Annotated in this window: 12 protein-coding genes; 7 read left to right on the top strand and 5 right to left on the bottom strand. The window is 70.0% G+C overall.

What is annotated here, in order from left to right:
* The first annotated feature begins 196 nt into the window (after positions 1-196).
* Positions 197-2083 (top strand): anthranilate synthase family protein, encoded by a 1887-nt coding sequence (locus MAE01_RS01335; protein WP_147037750.1) that lies wholly within the window; start codon positions 197-199, stop codon positions 2081-2083.
* Here the strand turns inward: MAE01_RS01335 and MAE01_RS01330 are convergent, their stop codons facing one another.
* Entirely contained in the window at positions 2084-3394 is a 1311-nt protein-coding gene (locus MAE01_RS01330) for a M50 family metallopeptidase (protein WP_147037749.1), read from the bottom strand.
* 51 nt (positions 3395-3445) lie between these two features.
* On the opposite strand from MAE01_RS01330, the gene MAE01_RS01325 reads away from it, so the two are divergent.
* The 3 genes from MAE01_RS01325 (at position 3446) to MAE01_RS01315 (ending at position 6488) form a co-directional block, all read left to right on the top strand.
* Complete coding sequence (locus MAE01_RS01325; RefSeq protein WP_147037748.1) at positions 3446-4027, top strand: hypothetical protein; 582 nt, start codon at positions 3446-3448, stop codon at positions 4025-4027.
* Positions 4028-4126: 99 nt separating this feature from the next.
* Entirely contained in the window at positions 4127-4789 is a 663-nt protein-coding gene (locus MAE01_RS01320) for a YcnI family protein (RefSeq protein WP_147037747.1), read from the top strand.
* A gap of 85 nt (positions 4790-4874) precedes the next feature.
* A complete protein-coding gene (locus MAE01_RS01315) occupies positions 4875-6488 on the top strand; it encodes a Mur ligase family protein (RefSeq protein WP_186806083.1) in 1614 nt (537 codons plus the stop codon).
* 202 nt (positions 6489-6690) lie between these two features.
* On the opposite strand, the gene dxr is transcribed toward MAE01_RS01315, so the two are convergent.
* Both dxr and MAE01_RS01305 read right to left on the bottom strand, forming a co-directional pair.
* Positions 6691-7773 (bottom strand): 1-deoxy-D-xylulose-5-phosphate reductoisomerase, encoded by a 1083-nt coding sequence (gene dxr, locus MAE01_RS01310; protein WP_147037745.1) that lies wholly within the window; start codon positions 7771-7773, stop codon positions 6691-6693.
* Between the two features lie 29 nt (positions 7774-7802).
* Complete coding sequence (locus MAE01_RS01305) at positions 7803-8750, bottom strand: FKBP-type peptidyl-prolyl cis-trans isomerase (protein WP_147037744.1); 948 nt, start codon at positions 8748-8750, stop codon at positions 7803-7805.
* 113 nt (positions 8751-8863) lie between these two features.
* Here MAE01_RS01305 and MAE01_RS01300 point away from each other — a divergent pair, with 113 nt between their 5' ends.
* Positions 8864-9655, top strand: coding sequence for a lysophospholipid acyltransferase family protein (locus MAE01_RS01300; RefSeq protein WP_147037743.1), 792 nt, complete (start codon positions 8864-8866; stop codon positions 9653-9655).
* Between the two features lie 56 nt (positions 9656-9711).
* Here the strand turns inward: MAE01_RS01300 and MAE01_RS01295 are convergent, their stop codons facing one another.
* A complete protein-coding gene (locus tag MAE01_RS01295) occupies positions 9712-10185 on the bottom strand; it encodes an OsmC family protein (RefSeq protein ID WP_147037742.1) in 474 nt (157 codons plus the stop codon).
* A 59-nt stretch (positions 10186-10244) separates the two neighbouring features.
* Here MAE01_RS01295 and MAE01_RS01290 point away from each other — a divergent pair, with 59 nt between their 5' ends.
* Both MAE01_RS01290 and ald read left to right on the top strand, forming a co-directional pair.
* Positions 10245-11240, top strand: coding sequence for an asparaginase (locus MAE01_RS01290; RefSeq protein WP_147037741.1), 996 nt, complete (start codon positions 10245-10247; stop codon positions 11238-11240).
* Between the two features lie 56 nt (positions 11241-11296).
* A complete protein-coding gene (ald, locus tag MAE01_RS01285) occupies positions 11297-12409 on the top strand; it encodes an alanine dehydrogenase (protein ID WP_147037740.1) in 1113 nt (370 codons plus the stop codon).
* 3 nt (positions 12410-12412) lie between these two features.
* On the opposite strand, the gene MAE01_RS01280 is transcribed toward ald, so the two are convergent.
* Complete coding sequence (locus MAE01_RS01280; protein WP_147037739.1) at positions 12413-15250, bottom strand: FtsK/SpoIIIE domain-containing protein; 2838 nt, start codon at positions 15248-15250, stop codon at positions 12413-12415.
* Positions 15251-15268: the final 18 nt, after the last annotated feature.

Below are 15268 nucleotides of genomic sequence, written 5' to 3'. Positions count from 1 at the left end.
CTCAAGGTTACGCGGCCCAGATCGACAGGGGCTGGAAGCGCATTCGCGGCATGCCGCACTGTGATAGTTTCGGCCCATGCGCACAACCGCCTGGTGGCCCGCCTTCTAGGCGGTGCGTTCGCATTTCACGAATTCAGACCGCCTCCGGGGCGGTCTTTTCGTTTGCCCGAGCCGGAGCACTGCACAGGAGACATCGATGACCGATACCGCAGCCCTGCTCGCCGAGCTGGTGGAGGATGCCGACGCGTCCTTCGTCCTGATCGCACGAGACGGCGCACAGAGTGTCGAACTGCTCACCGGCCCCACCCGCGATGTCGACCTGCTCGCGGACATCCCGCTCACGATCGACGGAACACCGCGCGAGGTGTTCGCCATGGTCCCCTATCGCCAGGTGCGCGAACGCGGCTTCGCGGCCACCGACGACGGTACCCCGCTGCGCTGCCTGATCGTCGACGAGCACCGTGATTTCCCGCTCGACGACATGCTCGCCGCTCTGCCCGCCGCTCCCGTGCCGCTGGAGGATGCCGGATTCGACATCAGCGATGAGGACTACGCCGAGGTCGTCAGCCGCGTGATCGCCGAGGAGATCGGTCGTGGCGAGGGCGCCAACTTCGTGATCCGCCGCGACTACACCGCCACCGTCGACGCCGAGGAGCGCAGCACCGCCCTCGCCTGGTTCCGCGCGCTGCTCACGCACGAGCGCGGTGCCTACTGGACCTTCGCGGTCATCACCCCGGGACACATCGCGGTCGGCGCCAGCCCCGAGGCCCACGTGGTCGCCCGCGACGGCATCGTCACCATGAACCCGATCTCCGGCACCTTCCGCCACCCGGCTGGCGGCGCCACGAAGGCGACCCTGATCGACTTCCTCTCCTCCACGAAGGAGACCGAGGAGCTGTTCATGGTCGTCGACGAGGAACTCAAGATGATGAGCGCCGTCTGCTCCGACGGCGGGCGCATCACCGGCCCCCACCTCAAGCAGATGTCGCGCCTCACCCACACCGAGTACATGCTGCGCGGCCGCAGCCGCCTCGACCCGCGCGACATCCTGCGCGAGACGATGTTCGCCCCGACCGTCACCGGCTCCCCGATGCAGAACGCCTGCGCCGTGATCCGCCGCCACGAGACGACTCCGCGCGGGTACTACTCCGGCGTCGCCGCCCTCTTCACCCCGAACGGCGAGGGCGGACACGACGTCGACGCACCGATCCTCATCCGCACCGTGTATCTCGAGGACGGGCGGCTGCGCGTGCCCGTCGGCGCGACGCTCGTGCGCCACTCCGACCCGTACGGCGAGGTCAGCGAGACGCACGGCAAGGCCGCCGGCGTCCTCGGCGCGATCGGAGCGATCCCGCGCGACACCGCCGCCGCGGTCAAGGCGGACCCCGATGAGCCCTCGACGGACACTCCCCTCGCCGACGATCCGGAGGTCTCCGCCCTTCTCGCCTCGCGCAATTCCCGCCTGGCCGAGTTCTGGCTGAACCCTCAGGAGGACGGGTCGACCGGTCCGTTCGCCGGCCGCACGGCTCTGGTCGTCGACGCCGAGGACCGGTTCACCACGATGCTGGCGCACCAGCTGCGCCACCTCGGCCTCGATGCGAGGATCATGCCGTGGCACGAGGTTCAGGATGCCGCGATCGACGCGGCCGAGCTGCTCGTCGCCGGCCCAGGGCCCGGAGACCCGCGCGATGCTAGCTCGCCGCGCATCGCCCGCATGCGCGAGCTCGTCGGCCGCCGCCTGGACCAGGGCGCTCCCCTACTGGCGGTGTGCCTGAGCCACCAGATCCTGGCGGATCGGCTCGGCCTCGACCTCGCGCCGCTCGCAGCACCGCATCAGGGACTGCAGAAGACGGTGCCGGTGTTCGGCGAGGAAGCGTCGATCGGGTTCTACAACACGTTCACGGCACAGGTCTCCCCCGGCTCCGAGACGAGCGGCGTGTCCGCCGACCCTGCCACCGGAGACGTCTACGCCCTGCGCGGCGACGGCTACGCCAGTGTGCAGGGACACCTCGAGTCGATCCTGTCTCGCGACGGTATCCGCACGCTCGAGCGCCTCATCGAGCACGCCCTGCGCATCAGCTGATCACTGGAACAGGTTCACCGGGTTCACGACGTCGGCGATCATCAGCAGCGCCCCCATCGCGATCAGAAGCACCGCCACGACCACAGTCAGCGGCACGAGCCTGGTCGCGTCCACCGGTGCCGGCGGCGGACGGCGGAACAGCTTCGCCCACGCGCGTCGGATGCCGTCCCACAGCGCCACCAGGACGTGACCGCCGTCCAGCGGCAGCAGCGGGATCAGGTTGAACACGAACAGCGCGATGTTCAGCGATCCGAGCAGGCTCAGCAGCACGACGAACCGGTTCAGGATCGGAGCATCCGTCGACGCGACCTCACCGGCGAGCCGTCCGACGCCGACCACGCTGAGCGGCCCGTCCGGGTCGCGATCGGCGCCGGTGACCAGCGACGATCCGACGTCCCAGAGCTTGACGGGCAGCTGCACGATCAGCTCCGCCACGCGCGCGACGTTCTCCCCTGCCATGGTGGCGCCCGTGCCGATCGGTTGCGGCACGAAGCCCATCTGAGCCCCCATGCCGACGTAGCCGACCTCTGCGACGACCTGCTCGCCGTCGGCATCCAGCCGCGGTTGACCGCCGGCATCCGTCAGCGCCCGCTCCGCGGTGATCGGCGTGATCGACAGATGCAGGTTCTCGCCGTCACGGGCGACGACCATGTCCAGAGTCTGCCCTGGCGACGCCTGCACGATCGCGGTCGCTTCTGCGAAGTCGTCCAGCGGCGTCCCGTCGATCGAGACGAGCACGTCGCCGGGGAGCACGCCGGCCTCGGCGGCGGGCGATGCCGGATCGCCGGGCTCGCATTCGGACTGCGTCGTGCCGGCCGGGAGCACGCACTCGTTGACGCTCGCGATGGTCGTCGTGCCCTGCTGAAGCCCGATCCCCGACGCCAGCACCGTGAAGATCACGATCGCGAGGATGAGGTTCATCACGGGACCGCCGAGCATGACGATGATCCGCTTCCAGACCGGCAGCCGGTAGAACACGCGCTCCTCGGAGCCCTCTGCGATCGTCTCGTCGTTCGCCGACCTGGCGTCCTGCACGAGAGAGGCGAACAGACCGCGCACCGGCTTGCCGTCGGATGCCGGATACATCCCCGACATCGAGATGAACCCGCCGACCGGCAGCGCCTTGACGCCGTACTCGGTCTCGCCGATGCGCTTGGACCAGACCCGCGGACCGAAGCCGATCATGTACTGCCCCACCCGCACGCCGAACAGCTTCGCCGGGACGAGGTGTCCGATCTCGTGCAGCCCGATCGACAGACCGAGGCCGATCAGCATGAAGACGATGCCGACGGCATAGAGCAGGATTTCCACGAGCCAACGCTACTGCGCGCGGACTAGGAATCAGCCGCATAGGCTGGAGCGGTGACCTCCCGGCAGCTGCGACTCCTTCGTGGATTCGCCGCATCGTCGGTCGCGACCATCATCGCCGCGGTCTCGCACACCATCGGCGGCGGGCCCGCACCGCACCCGTTGCTCGTCGCCGCTCTCAGCGTCTTCCTCACACCCATCGCCGCTCTGCTCGTCGGCAGACGCCTCAGCCTGCCGAGGCTCGCGATGACTGTCCTGCTGTCGCAGAGTGTCTTCCACGTGCTCTTCGTCGCACTGAACGCCACCGCCGCGCCGGGCGCCGCTGCTGCCACGAGCGCCGGACATCAGCACGCCCTCGTGCTCGCCCCGCTCGGCGAGGGCGTCGCCCCGGATGCCGGGATGCTCGCCGCGCACGTCGTCGCCGGCATCCTCACCGTCGCCCTGCTGTGGCGCGGCGAGAGCCTGCTCCGCGCGGTCGCACGGTGGGCGCGTGCGATCCTGCACCGGCACGTGCCGCAGCCGCACACCGGCTGGCCGACGCCGGCATCCATTGCACCGACTGCACGCGTCTTCGTCTCCACGGTCCTCGTGGGCGACGTCACTCTTCGAGGCCCACCCGTTCTCTCCCGCGGCTGACCAGCCGCACACGTGTCACTTAATTCACCCATCGCGGATCCCGCGCGCAACAGTCGCGCCCGCACGCAGAGTCGACTCTGCACACGTACAGGAGAAACCATGCTGAAGACCCCTCGCGGCGCGCTCGTCGCAGCCCTGGCCGCCGGCCTCGTGCTCGCAGCCCCTGCCGCCGCCCAGGCGCATGTCGGCGTCAGCCCCGACGCCATCACCCCCGAAGGATCCGCCGTGCTCGCGTTCTCGTTCACTCACGGGTGCGAGAACTCGCCCACCACGGCGCTGCGCATCACGATGCCGGACGGCCTCACGTCTGTGTCGCCGACGATCGACGCCGCGTGGGATGTGGCCGTCGAACGCGCCGACAACGGCCTCGTGTCGGCGGTCAGCTACACCGCCACCGCGCCGATCCCGCACGACCTGCGCGGCGAGGTGACGATGGCCGTGCGCCTCGGCGAGGACGCACCTGAGACCCTCGCGTTCCCGGTCGAGCAGCAGTGCGAGACAGGAGTGAACGAGTGGGTCGAGATCGCCGAGGAGGGCGAGGACCCGCACGACCTGGACTCCCCCGCCCCGGTCGTCACCGTGGGTGACACCGCGGATGCCGTGAGCGAGACCCACGGCACTCATGCGGGCGAGATCGATGCGGCCGCATCCGCGGCGGACCCCGCACCGACCATCGGGATCGCTCTCGGCTCCGCAGGACTGCTCGCCGGTGTCGTCGCACTGGTGATCGCGATCAGGGCTGCACGCCGCAGCGCACGCTGAGATCGTCCGCCCCGTCGATTCCTGGGGCGCGCCGGGCATCTGCTCGACGCGCCCCAGGGATCGCACGTGAGATCATTGGAAGGCTATGTCGACTCAGCCCAGCCTCCCCCCTGTGCTCCGTCCGGACGCTCCGCCACAGCGGGCCCTGACGGACCTCGCCGCCCGATTCGGCACCGCCACCCGCGGTGCGATCGATGGCGTCACCCTGACCGGAATCACGCTCGCCACTGCAGACCTGCGTCCCGGCGACGTCTTCGTCGCCATCCGCGGGGTGAACCAGCATGGCGCTGCCTTCGCCGCGACAGCGGCCGAGAAGGGCGCCGTCGCGGTCGTGACGGACCAGGATGGCGCAGACATCGCGGCCGAGACCGGACTGCCGATCGTGGTCGTGGACGACCCCCGCGGCGTGCTGGGAGCACTCAGCGCCTGGGTGTACGGAACCGGGGCGGATGACGACCTGCCGCTGCTGTTCGGCACCACCGGGACGAACGGCAAGACCAGCGTCACGCACCTGCTGGAGGGCATCCTCCGCCAGCTCGGCGCAGTGACGGGACTGTCGTCCACCGCCGAGCGGCACATCGCCGGCGACGTCATCATCTCCCGCCTCACCACGCCAGAGGCCTACGAGACCCACGCGCTGCTCGCACTGATGCGGGAACGCCGGGTCGAGGCGGTGGCCGTCGAGGTCAGCGCCCAGGCGCTCTCCCGCCGCCGCGTCGACGGCATCGTCTTCGACGTCGCCGGCTTCACCAACCTCTCGCACGACCACCTCGACGATTACGCCGACATGACGGAGTACTTCGAGGCGAAGTTGCCGCTGTTCCGCCCCGATCGCTCCCGCCGCGCGGTGATCTCGCTCGACTCCGCCTTCGGCAAAGACGTCGTTGCGGCATCCGAGGTGCCCGTGGTGACCGTGGGGACTCCCGCGATCGCCGCCGACGCCGACGAGGCATCCTGCGCCGACTGGGTCGTGACGATCGACGAGGAGCGTCAGCGCGGCACACGGTTCACGATGACCGGCCCTGAGGGGCGCACCCTGACGACCGTCGTCCCCGTGATCGGCCCGCACATGGCCGCAAACGCGGCCCTGGCCATCGTCATGCTGCTCGAGGGCGGCTACGCATGGGAGCGCATCACCGAGGCCCTCACGCGGGACGGCCGCATCGACGCCTACCTGCCGGGACGGACCGAGCTCGTCTCCGGTGAGCAGGGCCCTGCGGTCTACGTCGACTTCGGGCACACTCCCGACGCCTTCGTGAAGACCCTCGCCGCCGTCCGTCGTGTCACGCCCGGACGCACGCTGATGCTGTTCGGCGCCGACGGCGACCGTGATGCCACCAAGCGCCGCGACATGGGGCGCACTGCGGTTGAGGGCAGCGACATCCTCGTCATCACCGATCACCACCCGCGATTCGAGGACCCTACGTCGATCCGCGCGACGCTGATCGCCGGAGCGCGCGAGGCACAGCCGGATGCCGAGATCCACGAGTTCTCGCCCCCGGAGACGGCGATCGTCGCCGCCGTTGGCATGGTCGAAGAGGGCGACGCGATCCTCTGGGCCGGTCCCGGTCACCAGGACTACCGCGACATCCGCGGGGTCCGCACGCCGTACTCGGCGCGGGAGCTCGCGCGTCGCGCGCTCCGGGATGCCGGATGGCCGGTGCCCGAGCCGCACTGGCCTGTGCCCTACGCCGACTGAGCCGTTCGGGATCGGGGAGGCTTCGACTCGTCGCTGCGCTCCTCGCTCACCCCGTTTCGTCTCCGGCGCTTCGCTCCTGCGCTCAACGACCCGCAAAAGGCGGTCCGCTGGACGTTCAGCGTCCACGCGGGACGTTGAGCGGAGGAGGCGAAGGCTCCGCAGACGAAACGTCCCTCGGCCACGTACAGGTGAGGCGAAACGCCTACTGCTGCGCGATGAGGCGGTCCGCCTTCGCACGGGCCCAGGCCTCGGCATCCGCCAGCGTCTCGATCGTTAGCTCATCGGGCGCCTCGTGCGCATCCACGACGCGCGCGACCGTGTCCACGATCCCGAGGAACGACAGCCGCCCCTCATGGAACGCGTCGACCGCCTGCTCATTCGCGGCGTTGAACACGGCGGGGAACGTCCGTCCAGCCCGCCCGACGCTCTTCGCCAGGGCGACCGCCGGGAACGCCTCGTCGTCGAGCGGCTCGAAGTCCCAGCTGGTCGCCTGCGTCCAGTCCAGCGGACGCCCGACACCGCCGATGCGGTGCGGCCAGTCCAGTGCGAGCGAGATCGGCAGCTTCATGTCCGGCGGCGACGCCTGAGCGATCGTCGAGCCGTCGATGAACTCGACCATCGAGTGCACGATCGACTGCGGGTGCACGACGACCTGGATGTCGTCATAGTCCACATCGAACAACAGGTGGGCCTCGATCACCTCGAGCCCCTTGTTCACGAGCGTCGCGGAGTTCGTCGTGACGACCCGCCCCATGTCCCAGGTCGGGTGCGCGAGCGCCTCGCCCGGGGTGACATCGGCCATCTCGTCTCGTGTGCGCCCCCGGAACGGGCCGCCGGATGCCGTCACGACCAGGCGGCGGATCTCATCATGCGTTCCCGACCGCAGTGCCTGTGCGAGCGCCGAGTGCTCGGAGTCGACCGGGACGATCTGTCCCTCTGCAGCCGCCGACTTGACCAGCTGGCCGCCGACGATCAGCGACTCCTTGTTCGCGAGCGCGAGCGTGCGGCCGGCCTTCAGCGCCGCGAGGGTCGACCCGAGCCCGATGGAGCCGGTGATGGCGTTGAGCACCACATCCGCATCGACGTCGCGGACCAGCTGCTCGGCCTCCTCGGCGCCCAGCGCCGTGTGCTCCACCTGGAACTGCTCCGCCTGCTCGGCCACGAGCTCCGCGTTGCGGCCGGCTGCGAGTCCGACGAGTTCGAACCTGCGAGGGTTGGCGCGGATCACCTCCAGCGCCTGGGTGCCGATGGAGCCGGTGGAGCCGAGGAGGATGATGCGACGCATGCCGCCAGCCTATTGCCCGGTGCGAAGCGTTACGCGGCAGCCGGGTGCATCGTGGCGAGGATGTCGATCACGAAGACGAGGGTCTGACCCGTGAGATCCTCGTCGTTGATCTCGCCTTCGCCATAGCCGAGAGCCGGGGGAATCACGACGAGCACCTGCGAGCCGGCCTTCTGTCCGGCGAGCGCCTCCACGAAGCCCGGGACATAGCCGTTGCCCTCGCTCGAGATCGGTGCACCATTGGCCCAGGAGGAGTCGAAGACCTCGCCGGACTCCCAGCCCACGCCGTGGTACTGGAGCAGCGTGGTGTCGCCGTCCTCGACGGCGACGCCGTCACCCTCCTTGAGCACCGAGATCTGCAGCTCGGTCGGGGCGTCGCCCTCGGGGATCTCGACGGAGGGAACGCCCTCGTCGTCGAGAGTGACCGCCGGCATGCCGTCGACGGGAGCCTGCTCCTCGCCCCACGCCGCGGTCGGGACGACATCGAGGACGTCGAGGATGTAGAACTGGGCCGCGGCGTCGTCGGTCGTCGGGAAAACGATCGACAGGCGGGAGCCGACGCTCGCGCAGCCGATGAGCTGGCCGAGCGGGGCATCCGCCGTCAGCTGTGCGGGAAGAAGCTCACCCTCGGTGTACCCGGCGTCCCCGAGACGCTCGCCGGAGTCGCCGTCGAACGCGCTGAGCGCGTAGCTGACGTAGTCACCGTCCGCGATCGGATCGCCGTCGCCCTCGCTCAGTACGCTCCGCTGTGCCTCGTCGACCTGCTGACCGAGCTCGAAGGTGGCAGTGGAAGCGGCGCCGAAGTCGCCTTCGACATCCACCTCTTCCGACGCCGTGCCGGAGTCGACCGCCGCGGAACACAGATCCGCTGCAGTGCCTTCGGCGTCATCGCCTGTCTTTCCATCGGTCCCCGAACAGCCGGCCAGCAGAAGCGTGGCGGCTGTAAGGGTGGACAGGGCGATGAGTGAGCGTGTGCGCACAGTGATACCTCGGATCTTGAGCGGGGACCAGTACATCCTCTCGCACTCGCCTTTGCTCCCGCTGAACGACGCTCATTCCACGGGCGGAATGGATCCGGGAGTAGCCTGATCTGATGACCTCTGCGCAGTCCGGCACCTCTGAGACCCCCACCGTAGAGACCTCGGACCAAGGCGCGACGCCGCGCCGCGCCGGCTTCACCTATGCGCTCGGCCGCGCCGTCATCGGACCGCTGGCACGTCTCATCTACCGGCCGCGCGTCGAGGGCCGCGACCTGGTTCCCACGGACGGCCCGGTCATCTTCGCCAGCAACCACCTGTCGTTCATCGACTCGATCGCGATCCCTGTCGCCGCACCGCGCCCGGTGCACTTCCTGGCCAAGTCCTCCTACTTCGAGGGCACCGGTCTCGGCGGTGCCGCCAAGCGGTCGTTCTTCGAAGCCATCGGAGCGATCCCGGTGCGCCGCGGTGCGGGCCAGGCGGCGCTGGACGCTCTGGACCAGCAGCGTCAGCTGCTCGAAGAGGGTCTCACCGTCGCGCTCTACCCCGAAGGGACGCGTTCGACCGACGGCCGGCTCTACAAGGGCCGCACTGGTGTCGCGTTCCTCGCGCTGCAGACCGGCGCACCCGTTGTTCCTGTGGGTCTGATCGGCACCGACAAGGTGATGCCGAAGGGCGCGAAGCTCCCGTCGATGAAGGAGCGGATCACGGTACGCTTCGGCGCGCCGATCGACGTCTCCGTGCACGGGCCGGCGACCAGCGGCAAGGCGCGTCGCCTGGCGACCGACGAGATCATGGCCGGCATCCACGCCCTCAGCGGTCAGGAACTCGCCGGCGTCTACAACGAGCCGCCAGCGCAGAGCCCGATCGACAAGATCAAGCAGGCGCTCCCCCACGAGCGGCGCTGACTCGGACGCCCCGCTGAGCGCAGCTCATCCGAGCGGTCCCTGAGCCCGTCGAAGGGTCAGCGGGACGTCACCACGGCCTCGTGGCGAACCGGGAAGTTGACCGAGTTCGCGATGAAGCACATCCGATGCGCCTCCTCGTGCGCGTGCTCGGCGCGCTCGATCATCGCAGGCTCCGCAACGACGACCTCGGGCCGCAGCAGCACGTCCGTGAAGGCTCCCCCGCTGCGCCCGTCCTCCGTCATCACGCCGGTGGCGCGATCGCGATAGGACACCACCACGACGCTGGCTGTGACGCAGGCGAGCAGATACGAGAGCAGGTGGCATTCGGACAGCGCCGCCAGGAGCATGTCCTCCGGGTTCCATCGGGTGGCATCGCCGCGGAACGGCTTGTCGGCGGATGCCAGGACATCGGGCTTGCCATCGACCGACAGCGTGACGTCCCTGGCGTACTCGCGGTAGCCGCTCGTCCCGGTGCCGAGGTCTCCCGTCCAGGTCGCGGTCAGCGCGTAGCGGTGTTCTCCCAGAGCCATGGCGCCAGTCTCGCATGCCGCAGACGGCGTCGCACGGCATCCCCGGATAGGCTGGAGCGGTGCTGGAGACTCTTACCGTCGCGGATGCCGTTGAACTCGCCGTCGTCGAACGGAGCGGATTCGTCGAATCCCGCCACGCCGGCGCCGCGATCGTGCTCTCTCCGGATGGCGAGGTCGTCCGGAGGCTCGGTAATCCCGACGCCCTGTTCCTCCCCCGTTCCAGCCTGAAGCCGCTTCAGGCCGTCGCGTGCATCACCGCGGGTGCCGATCTCGAAGGCACGCAGCTCGCACTCGCCACAGCGAGCCACGCCGGCACCGATCGGCACGCCGACGTCGTCAGAGACGTCCTCGCCGGTGGCGGCCTGACCGAGGACGCGCTCGCCTGCCCGCCCGCATGGCCGGGCGACACCGCGACACGCGACGAGCTCGTCCGCGAGCACGGCCAGCAGACCCGCATCCGCATGAACTGCTCCGGCAAGCACGCCGCGATGCTGCGCGCCTGCGTCGCGACGGGCTGGCCGACCGAGGGCTACCTCGCCCCGACCCACCCGCTGCAGGTGCACATCCGCGAGGTGGTCGAGCGGCTGACCGGCGAGAAGATCGCGCACAGCTCGGTCGACGGCTGCGGTGCCCCGGTCCACGCCATCACGCTCACCGGCCTGGCACGCGGCATCCATCGCATCGGCACGGCCTCGGAGCGCTCTCCGTTCGCGCTGCACCGCGTCGCCGGCGCCCTCGTGCGCGCCGTCAAGGAGAACCCCTGGACCATCGACGGCCCCGGCCGACCGGACACGATCGCGATCGAGAAGCTCGGCGTGTTCGCGAAGGGCGGCGCGGAGGGTGTCATGGTCATGGTCGCCCCGAACGGCGCGACCGTCGCCGTGAAGATGCTCGACGGCGCCGGACGCGCAGCGACGATCGTCGCGGCGACGCTCCTGGCGCGTGCCGGAGCCCTCAGCGACGCCGATGTGGCCGCGCTGGCCGAAGAACTTCCCCTCGCCGTCCTCGGTGGTGGGAGCGACGTCGGGATGATCCGTCCCGGCGCCGGCATCTGATGCCCTGACCCGGGGCCGCACAATCCCTCGATGGAGAGGGTGGAGAGGAAATCGCGATGAGGATCAGCGTCCCCACCGAGATCAAGAACAACGAGTACCGCGTCGCTCTGACGCCGTCGGGAGTGCACGACCTCGTCGCCGCAGGTCACGAGGTCTTCGTGCAGTCCGGCGCCGGTGTCGGGTCATCCATGCCGGATGGCGAGTACGCCGACGCGGGCGCGACGCTGCTGGATGACGCAGCCGAGGTCTGGGAGCGCGCCGAACTGCTCCTGAAGGTCAAGGAACCCATCGCCAGCGAGTACGACCATTTCCGCGACGATCTGACGCTGTTCACGTACCTGCACCTGGCCGCCGACCGGCCGCTCACCGACCGGCTCATCGCCGACGGCGTCACGGCGATCGCTTACGAGACCGTCCAGCTCCCGGGCGGCAGCCTTCCCCTGCTCGCCCCCATGAGCGAGGTCGCCGGCCGTCTCGCTCCGCTCGTCGGCGCGAACACTCTCCTGCGCTCGAACGGCGGTCTCGGGCTGCTGATGTCAGGCGTGCCCGGAACGCGCCCGGCGCGAGTGACCGTGATCGGCGGCGGCGTCGCCGGTGCGAACGCGGCTGTGATCGCCAGCGGCATGGGCGCGGATGTCACAGTGTTCGACACGAACATCCCGCGGCTGCGGATGCTCGACGATCATTTCGCCGGCCGGGTGAAGACCGCGGCATCCAACCCGCTGGACCTGCGCAGGGCGGTGCTGGACTCCGATCTCGTGATCGGTTCGGTGCTGATCCCTGGCGCGCGCGCCCCGAAGCTCGTCACTAACGAGATGGTCGCGCAGATGCGCCCGGGAAGCGTGCTCGTGGACATCGCCGTCGACCAGGGCGGATGCTTCGAGGACACCAGACCGACCACGCATGCCGATCCGACCTTCGCCGTGCACGACACGGTGTTCTACTGCGTCGCGAACATGCCGGGGGCGGTGCCCAACACCTCGACCTCTGCGCTGACGAACGCCACGCTGCCGTACGTGCGCAGGATCGCCGCACACGGCTGGCGCAGCGCGCTGGGGGCCGACGCCGCCTTCGCCGCGGGTCTGAACGTGGCCGGGGGCGCTGTGGTCAACGAGGGAGTCGCGGTCGCGCACGGCCTGGAGGCCCGACCGCTGGACACCGTGCTCTGACGCTCACGGCGCGGGCTCGACTCGCCGCGAGACGGAATCGGTGCGCCGCGAGACGGAATCGGTGCGCCGCGAGACGGAATCGGTGCGTCGCGAGGCTGGGTCGAGTTGCGGCACGACCAGGCGACGCGGCGCATGACCGTCCACGATGCTCCACACGCGACCCCTGTGCGTCTCGGCGTAGGGAGGGAGTTCGCGGCACGCGGCGAGAGTGCGCAGCTCGGTCGGGCATTCGGCGAGCACGAGCATCTCCCCCTCCGCGCGGATCCTCTGCCACAGCGCCCACTGCCGCTGCCAGCTCTCCGCGTCGCCGACGATGATCCGCCGCGCCGTCTCGACAGCGGCGGACTCGTCGCCGACCGGGATCACTTCCCGATCCGGATGCGCGGTGCGCAGCCCCTCGACGACACGTCGCACGCCGTGTGCGACGACGCCGACGACGTGCGCCTGAGGCTCCCACACCGCCGGCGCAGAGACGACGATGTCCGGCGAGCGATCGGTCCAGGCGATCTGCACCTCCCTGTCACCGACCCGCGCGCGTCCTGCCGGCCGATCGCGGAGGTAGCCGTCGCTGTCTCCTCCCGCTGCCAGGTGCTCGAGCTTCGTGGTGGTCCTCAGCAGCATCCGCACCGGCAGCGCGTCGATGACGCGGGCGAGCTGCCCCGTCACGCGTGCGGCCGTGACGACCACTGTGCTCTCCCGTGCGGTGGCCGAACGGATCAGCTTCTCGAGACGCTCCAGCACCAGCAGACCGTGCTCGGCGGGGAACTCGGACACGAGCCGATCGATGTCGTCGCACAGCACGAGACGTGGCGAGCCGCCCGATCCTTCGTCGAGATCCGCGATCACGTCCCAGGCTGCTTCCGGCTCGGACGGGATCAGCACAGCGTCGTCGCACTGCGCGGCGAGGAGCCACAGCACCGCCGAACGGCCGGAACCGCCGCCACCGACGACGGCGATCCCCCGGTCGACGCCTGCCCGCAGCGTGAACGGAATCTGCCGCTGCTGTTCGGGCTCGTCGCACAGCCCGAGAATCAGAGTTCGCTGGTCATCATGCGGGTGCGAGAGGTCTTCCAGCGGAAGGCGACGCGGCAGTGGAGGGAGCCACGGGCTTGAGGGCGCGGCAGCACCTGCCCATCGCGTACCGGCCGCGCGCAGATCGCCTGCGCCGGTGAGCGCGATCCGCGTGGCGACGGCGTCGGAGTCCTGCGGCCTGCGCACGAACGCCAGCCCGCGCGATCCCGCACCTCCGGGGAGGCTCGCGGCATCGTCCGAGCCGATCACGAGCCTGCTGTCGGCGGCTTCCGTGACACGCAGGCTCACGCGCAGCGGGCAGTTCGCCGCCAGCGCGTCGCGTATGACCCCCGCCGCTCGTTGCGTGCCGAGGATCAGATGCATTCCGAGCGCGCGCCCTCGTGCCGCGATGTCGGTGAAGACGACAGCGAGGTCGGGATGCTCCTGCAGCAGCGCCGCGAACTCGTCCACGACGATCACGAGCCGGCCGAGCCGACCGTCCGCCTCGGCGATGTTCCGCGCTCCGACGTCGGCTAGCACTGCTTCACGGCGACGGAGCTCGGCGGTCAGGCTCTCCACGCCCCGCCGTGCTCCTTCTTCGTCGAGATCGGTCACGACGGCCGCGACGTGCGGCAGATCCCGCAGCGGGTCGAAGGCCGTCCCGCCCTTGAAGTCGGCGAGCACGAACGACACGGTCTCGGGGCTGTGGGCACGCGCGATCGACGCGATCCAGGTGACGAGGAGCTCGCTCTTGCCCGAGCCCGTCATCCCGGTCACGATCGCGTGCGGCCCGTCCTCGACGAGGTCGAGCAGCAGATCCCCGTTCTCGGTACGGCCGATCGACGCGGCAAGGCCTGTGCTGCCCGGATCGGTCGCGAGATCCAGTTCGCCGAGCGCGACGGCATCCGGCAGCCGAGCCGACTCGCCCTCTCGCACCACGCTCGTCTCGGCGATCGAGACCGCCTGCGGGCGCGAGACGCACTCCACCGTGATCTCCTCGATGCCGGAGGTCGTCCGCAGGCGCGCATGCGCGGGATCCGCGATGTCGACGACCGTGGTAACGCCCTCGGGGACCTCACCGTCCTTCGCGCACAACCTGAGCTGAGCTGACGCATCGGCCGCATCGTCTTCACCGAAGGTGACTGCCAGCCGCCACGCGCCGCGGTGAGCCCGGCCGGCGTGCGGGAAGCCGCTCAACCCCAGCGCCTCGATGCCTGCTCCGCCGATCGCGAGCTGTGAGGGGGAATGGCGCAGGCACAGCTGCACGACAAGTGCGCGTGCCGTTGCCTCTACGACCGGTGCAGGTCCGCGCAGACACGCGCCCCGCCCCATCGGCACCACGAGCGGAGCGTCGGTGAGACGAGCTGCGCGCTCCCGGAACGCCCTCGTCCGATCGCTCTCCTCCCCCGTCACGCGCAGGCCGCTGCGTCGCGATCCGGAACCTATGACGATGGGCGTCGTCTCGTCGACTGGCTGCAGGTCGCGCAGCGGCGGCTCCTGAAGGTTGGCCGCGGCATCCGGGTGCACGCGTCGCAGTTCACCGCGCTCTCGTCGGTGGCGGCTGCGCAGTTCCTGCTCGGCGCGGCTCCATCCCGTGGCCTCATCCTGTGCCGCCCTGCGCCGCGTGCGTCGACGCGTACGCACTCCGTCGAGGAGCGCGGCGACGATCATCAGCGGACCGAGGGCGGCGAAGCACAGCGCGAACACCGAGCCGGTGATTAGCCACAGCACGACGCCACCGGCGATCGGCACGACGGCGGCGAGGACGGGCACGGGCTGCCGCGCCGGTTCTGCGGCGGCAACGGGGAGCGTCAGGGGATCCGGATCCATTCCCCCATTCCAGGGGAA

The organism is Microbacterium aerolatum (assembly GCF_007988825.1).
In the GTDB taxonomy this organism is placed as follows: Bacteria; Actinomycetota; Actinomycetes; order Actinomycetales; family Microbacteriaceae; genus Microbacterium; species Microbacterium aerolatum.
The sequence above is the reverse complement of the archived record's forward strand: the minus strand, read 5'-3'. Positions and strand labels throughout refer to the sequence as shown.

What these genes read in the sequence shown, in the direction of transcription:
- MAE01_RS01320 (WP_147037747.1), top strand. Translation starts at nt 4,127, where the DNA reads ATGCTGAAGACCCCTCGCGGCGCGCTCGTCGCAGCCCTGGCCGCCGGC.
- MAE01_RS01295 (WP_147037742.1), bottom strand. Translation starts at nt 10,185, where the DNA reads ATGGCTCTGGGAGAACACCGCTACGCGCTGACCGCGACCTGGACGGGA.
- dxr (WP_147037745.1), bottom strand. Translation starts at nt 7,773, where the DNA reads ATGCGTCGCATCATCCTCCTCGGCTCCACCGGCTCCATCGGCACCCAG.
- MAE01_RS01335 (WP_147037750.1), top strand. Translation starts at nt 197, where the DNA reads ATGACCGATACCGCAGCCCTGCTCGCCGAGCTGGTGGAGGATGCCGAC.
- ald (WP_147037740.1), top strand. Translation starts at nt 11,297, where the DNA reads ATGAGGATCAGCGTCCCCACCGAGATCAAGAACAACGAGTACCGCGTC.
- MAE01_RS01280 (WP_147037739.1), bottom strand. Translation starts at nt 15,250, where the DNA reads ATGGATCCGGATCCCCTGACGCTCCCCGTTGCCGCCGCAGAACCGGCG.
- MAE01_RS01300 (WP_147037743.1), top strand. Translation starts at nt 8,864, where the DNA reads ATGACCTCTGCGCAGTCCGGCACCTCTGAGACCCCCACCGTAGAGACC.
- MAE01_RS01315 (WP_186806083.1), top strand. Translation starts at nt 4,875, where the DNA reads ATGTCGACTCAGCCCAGCCTCCCCCCTGTGCTCCGTCCGGACGCTCCG.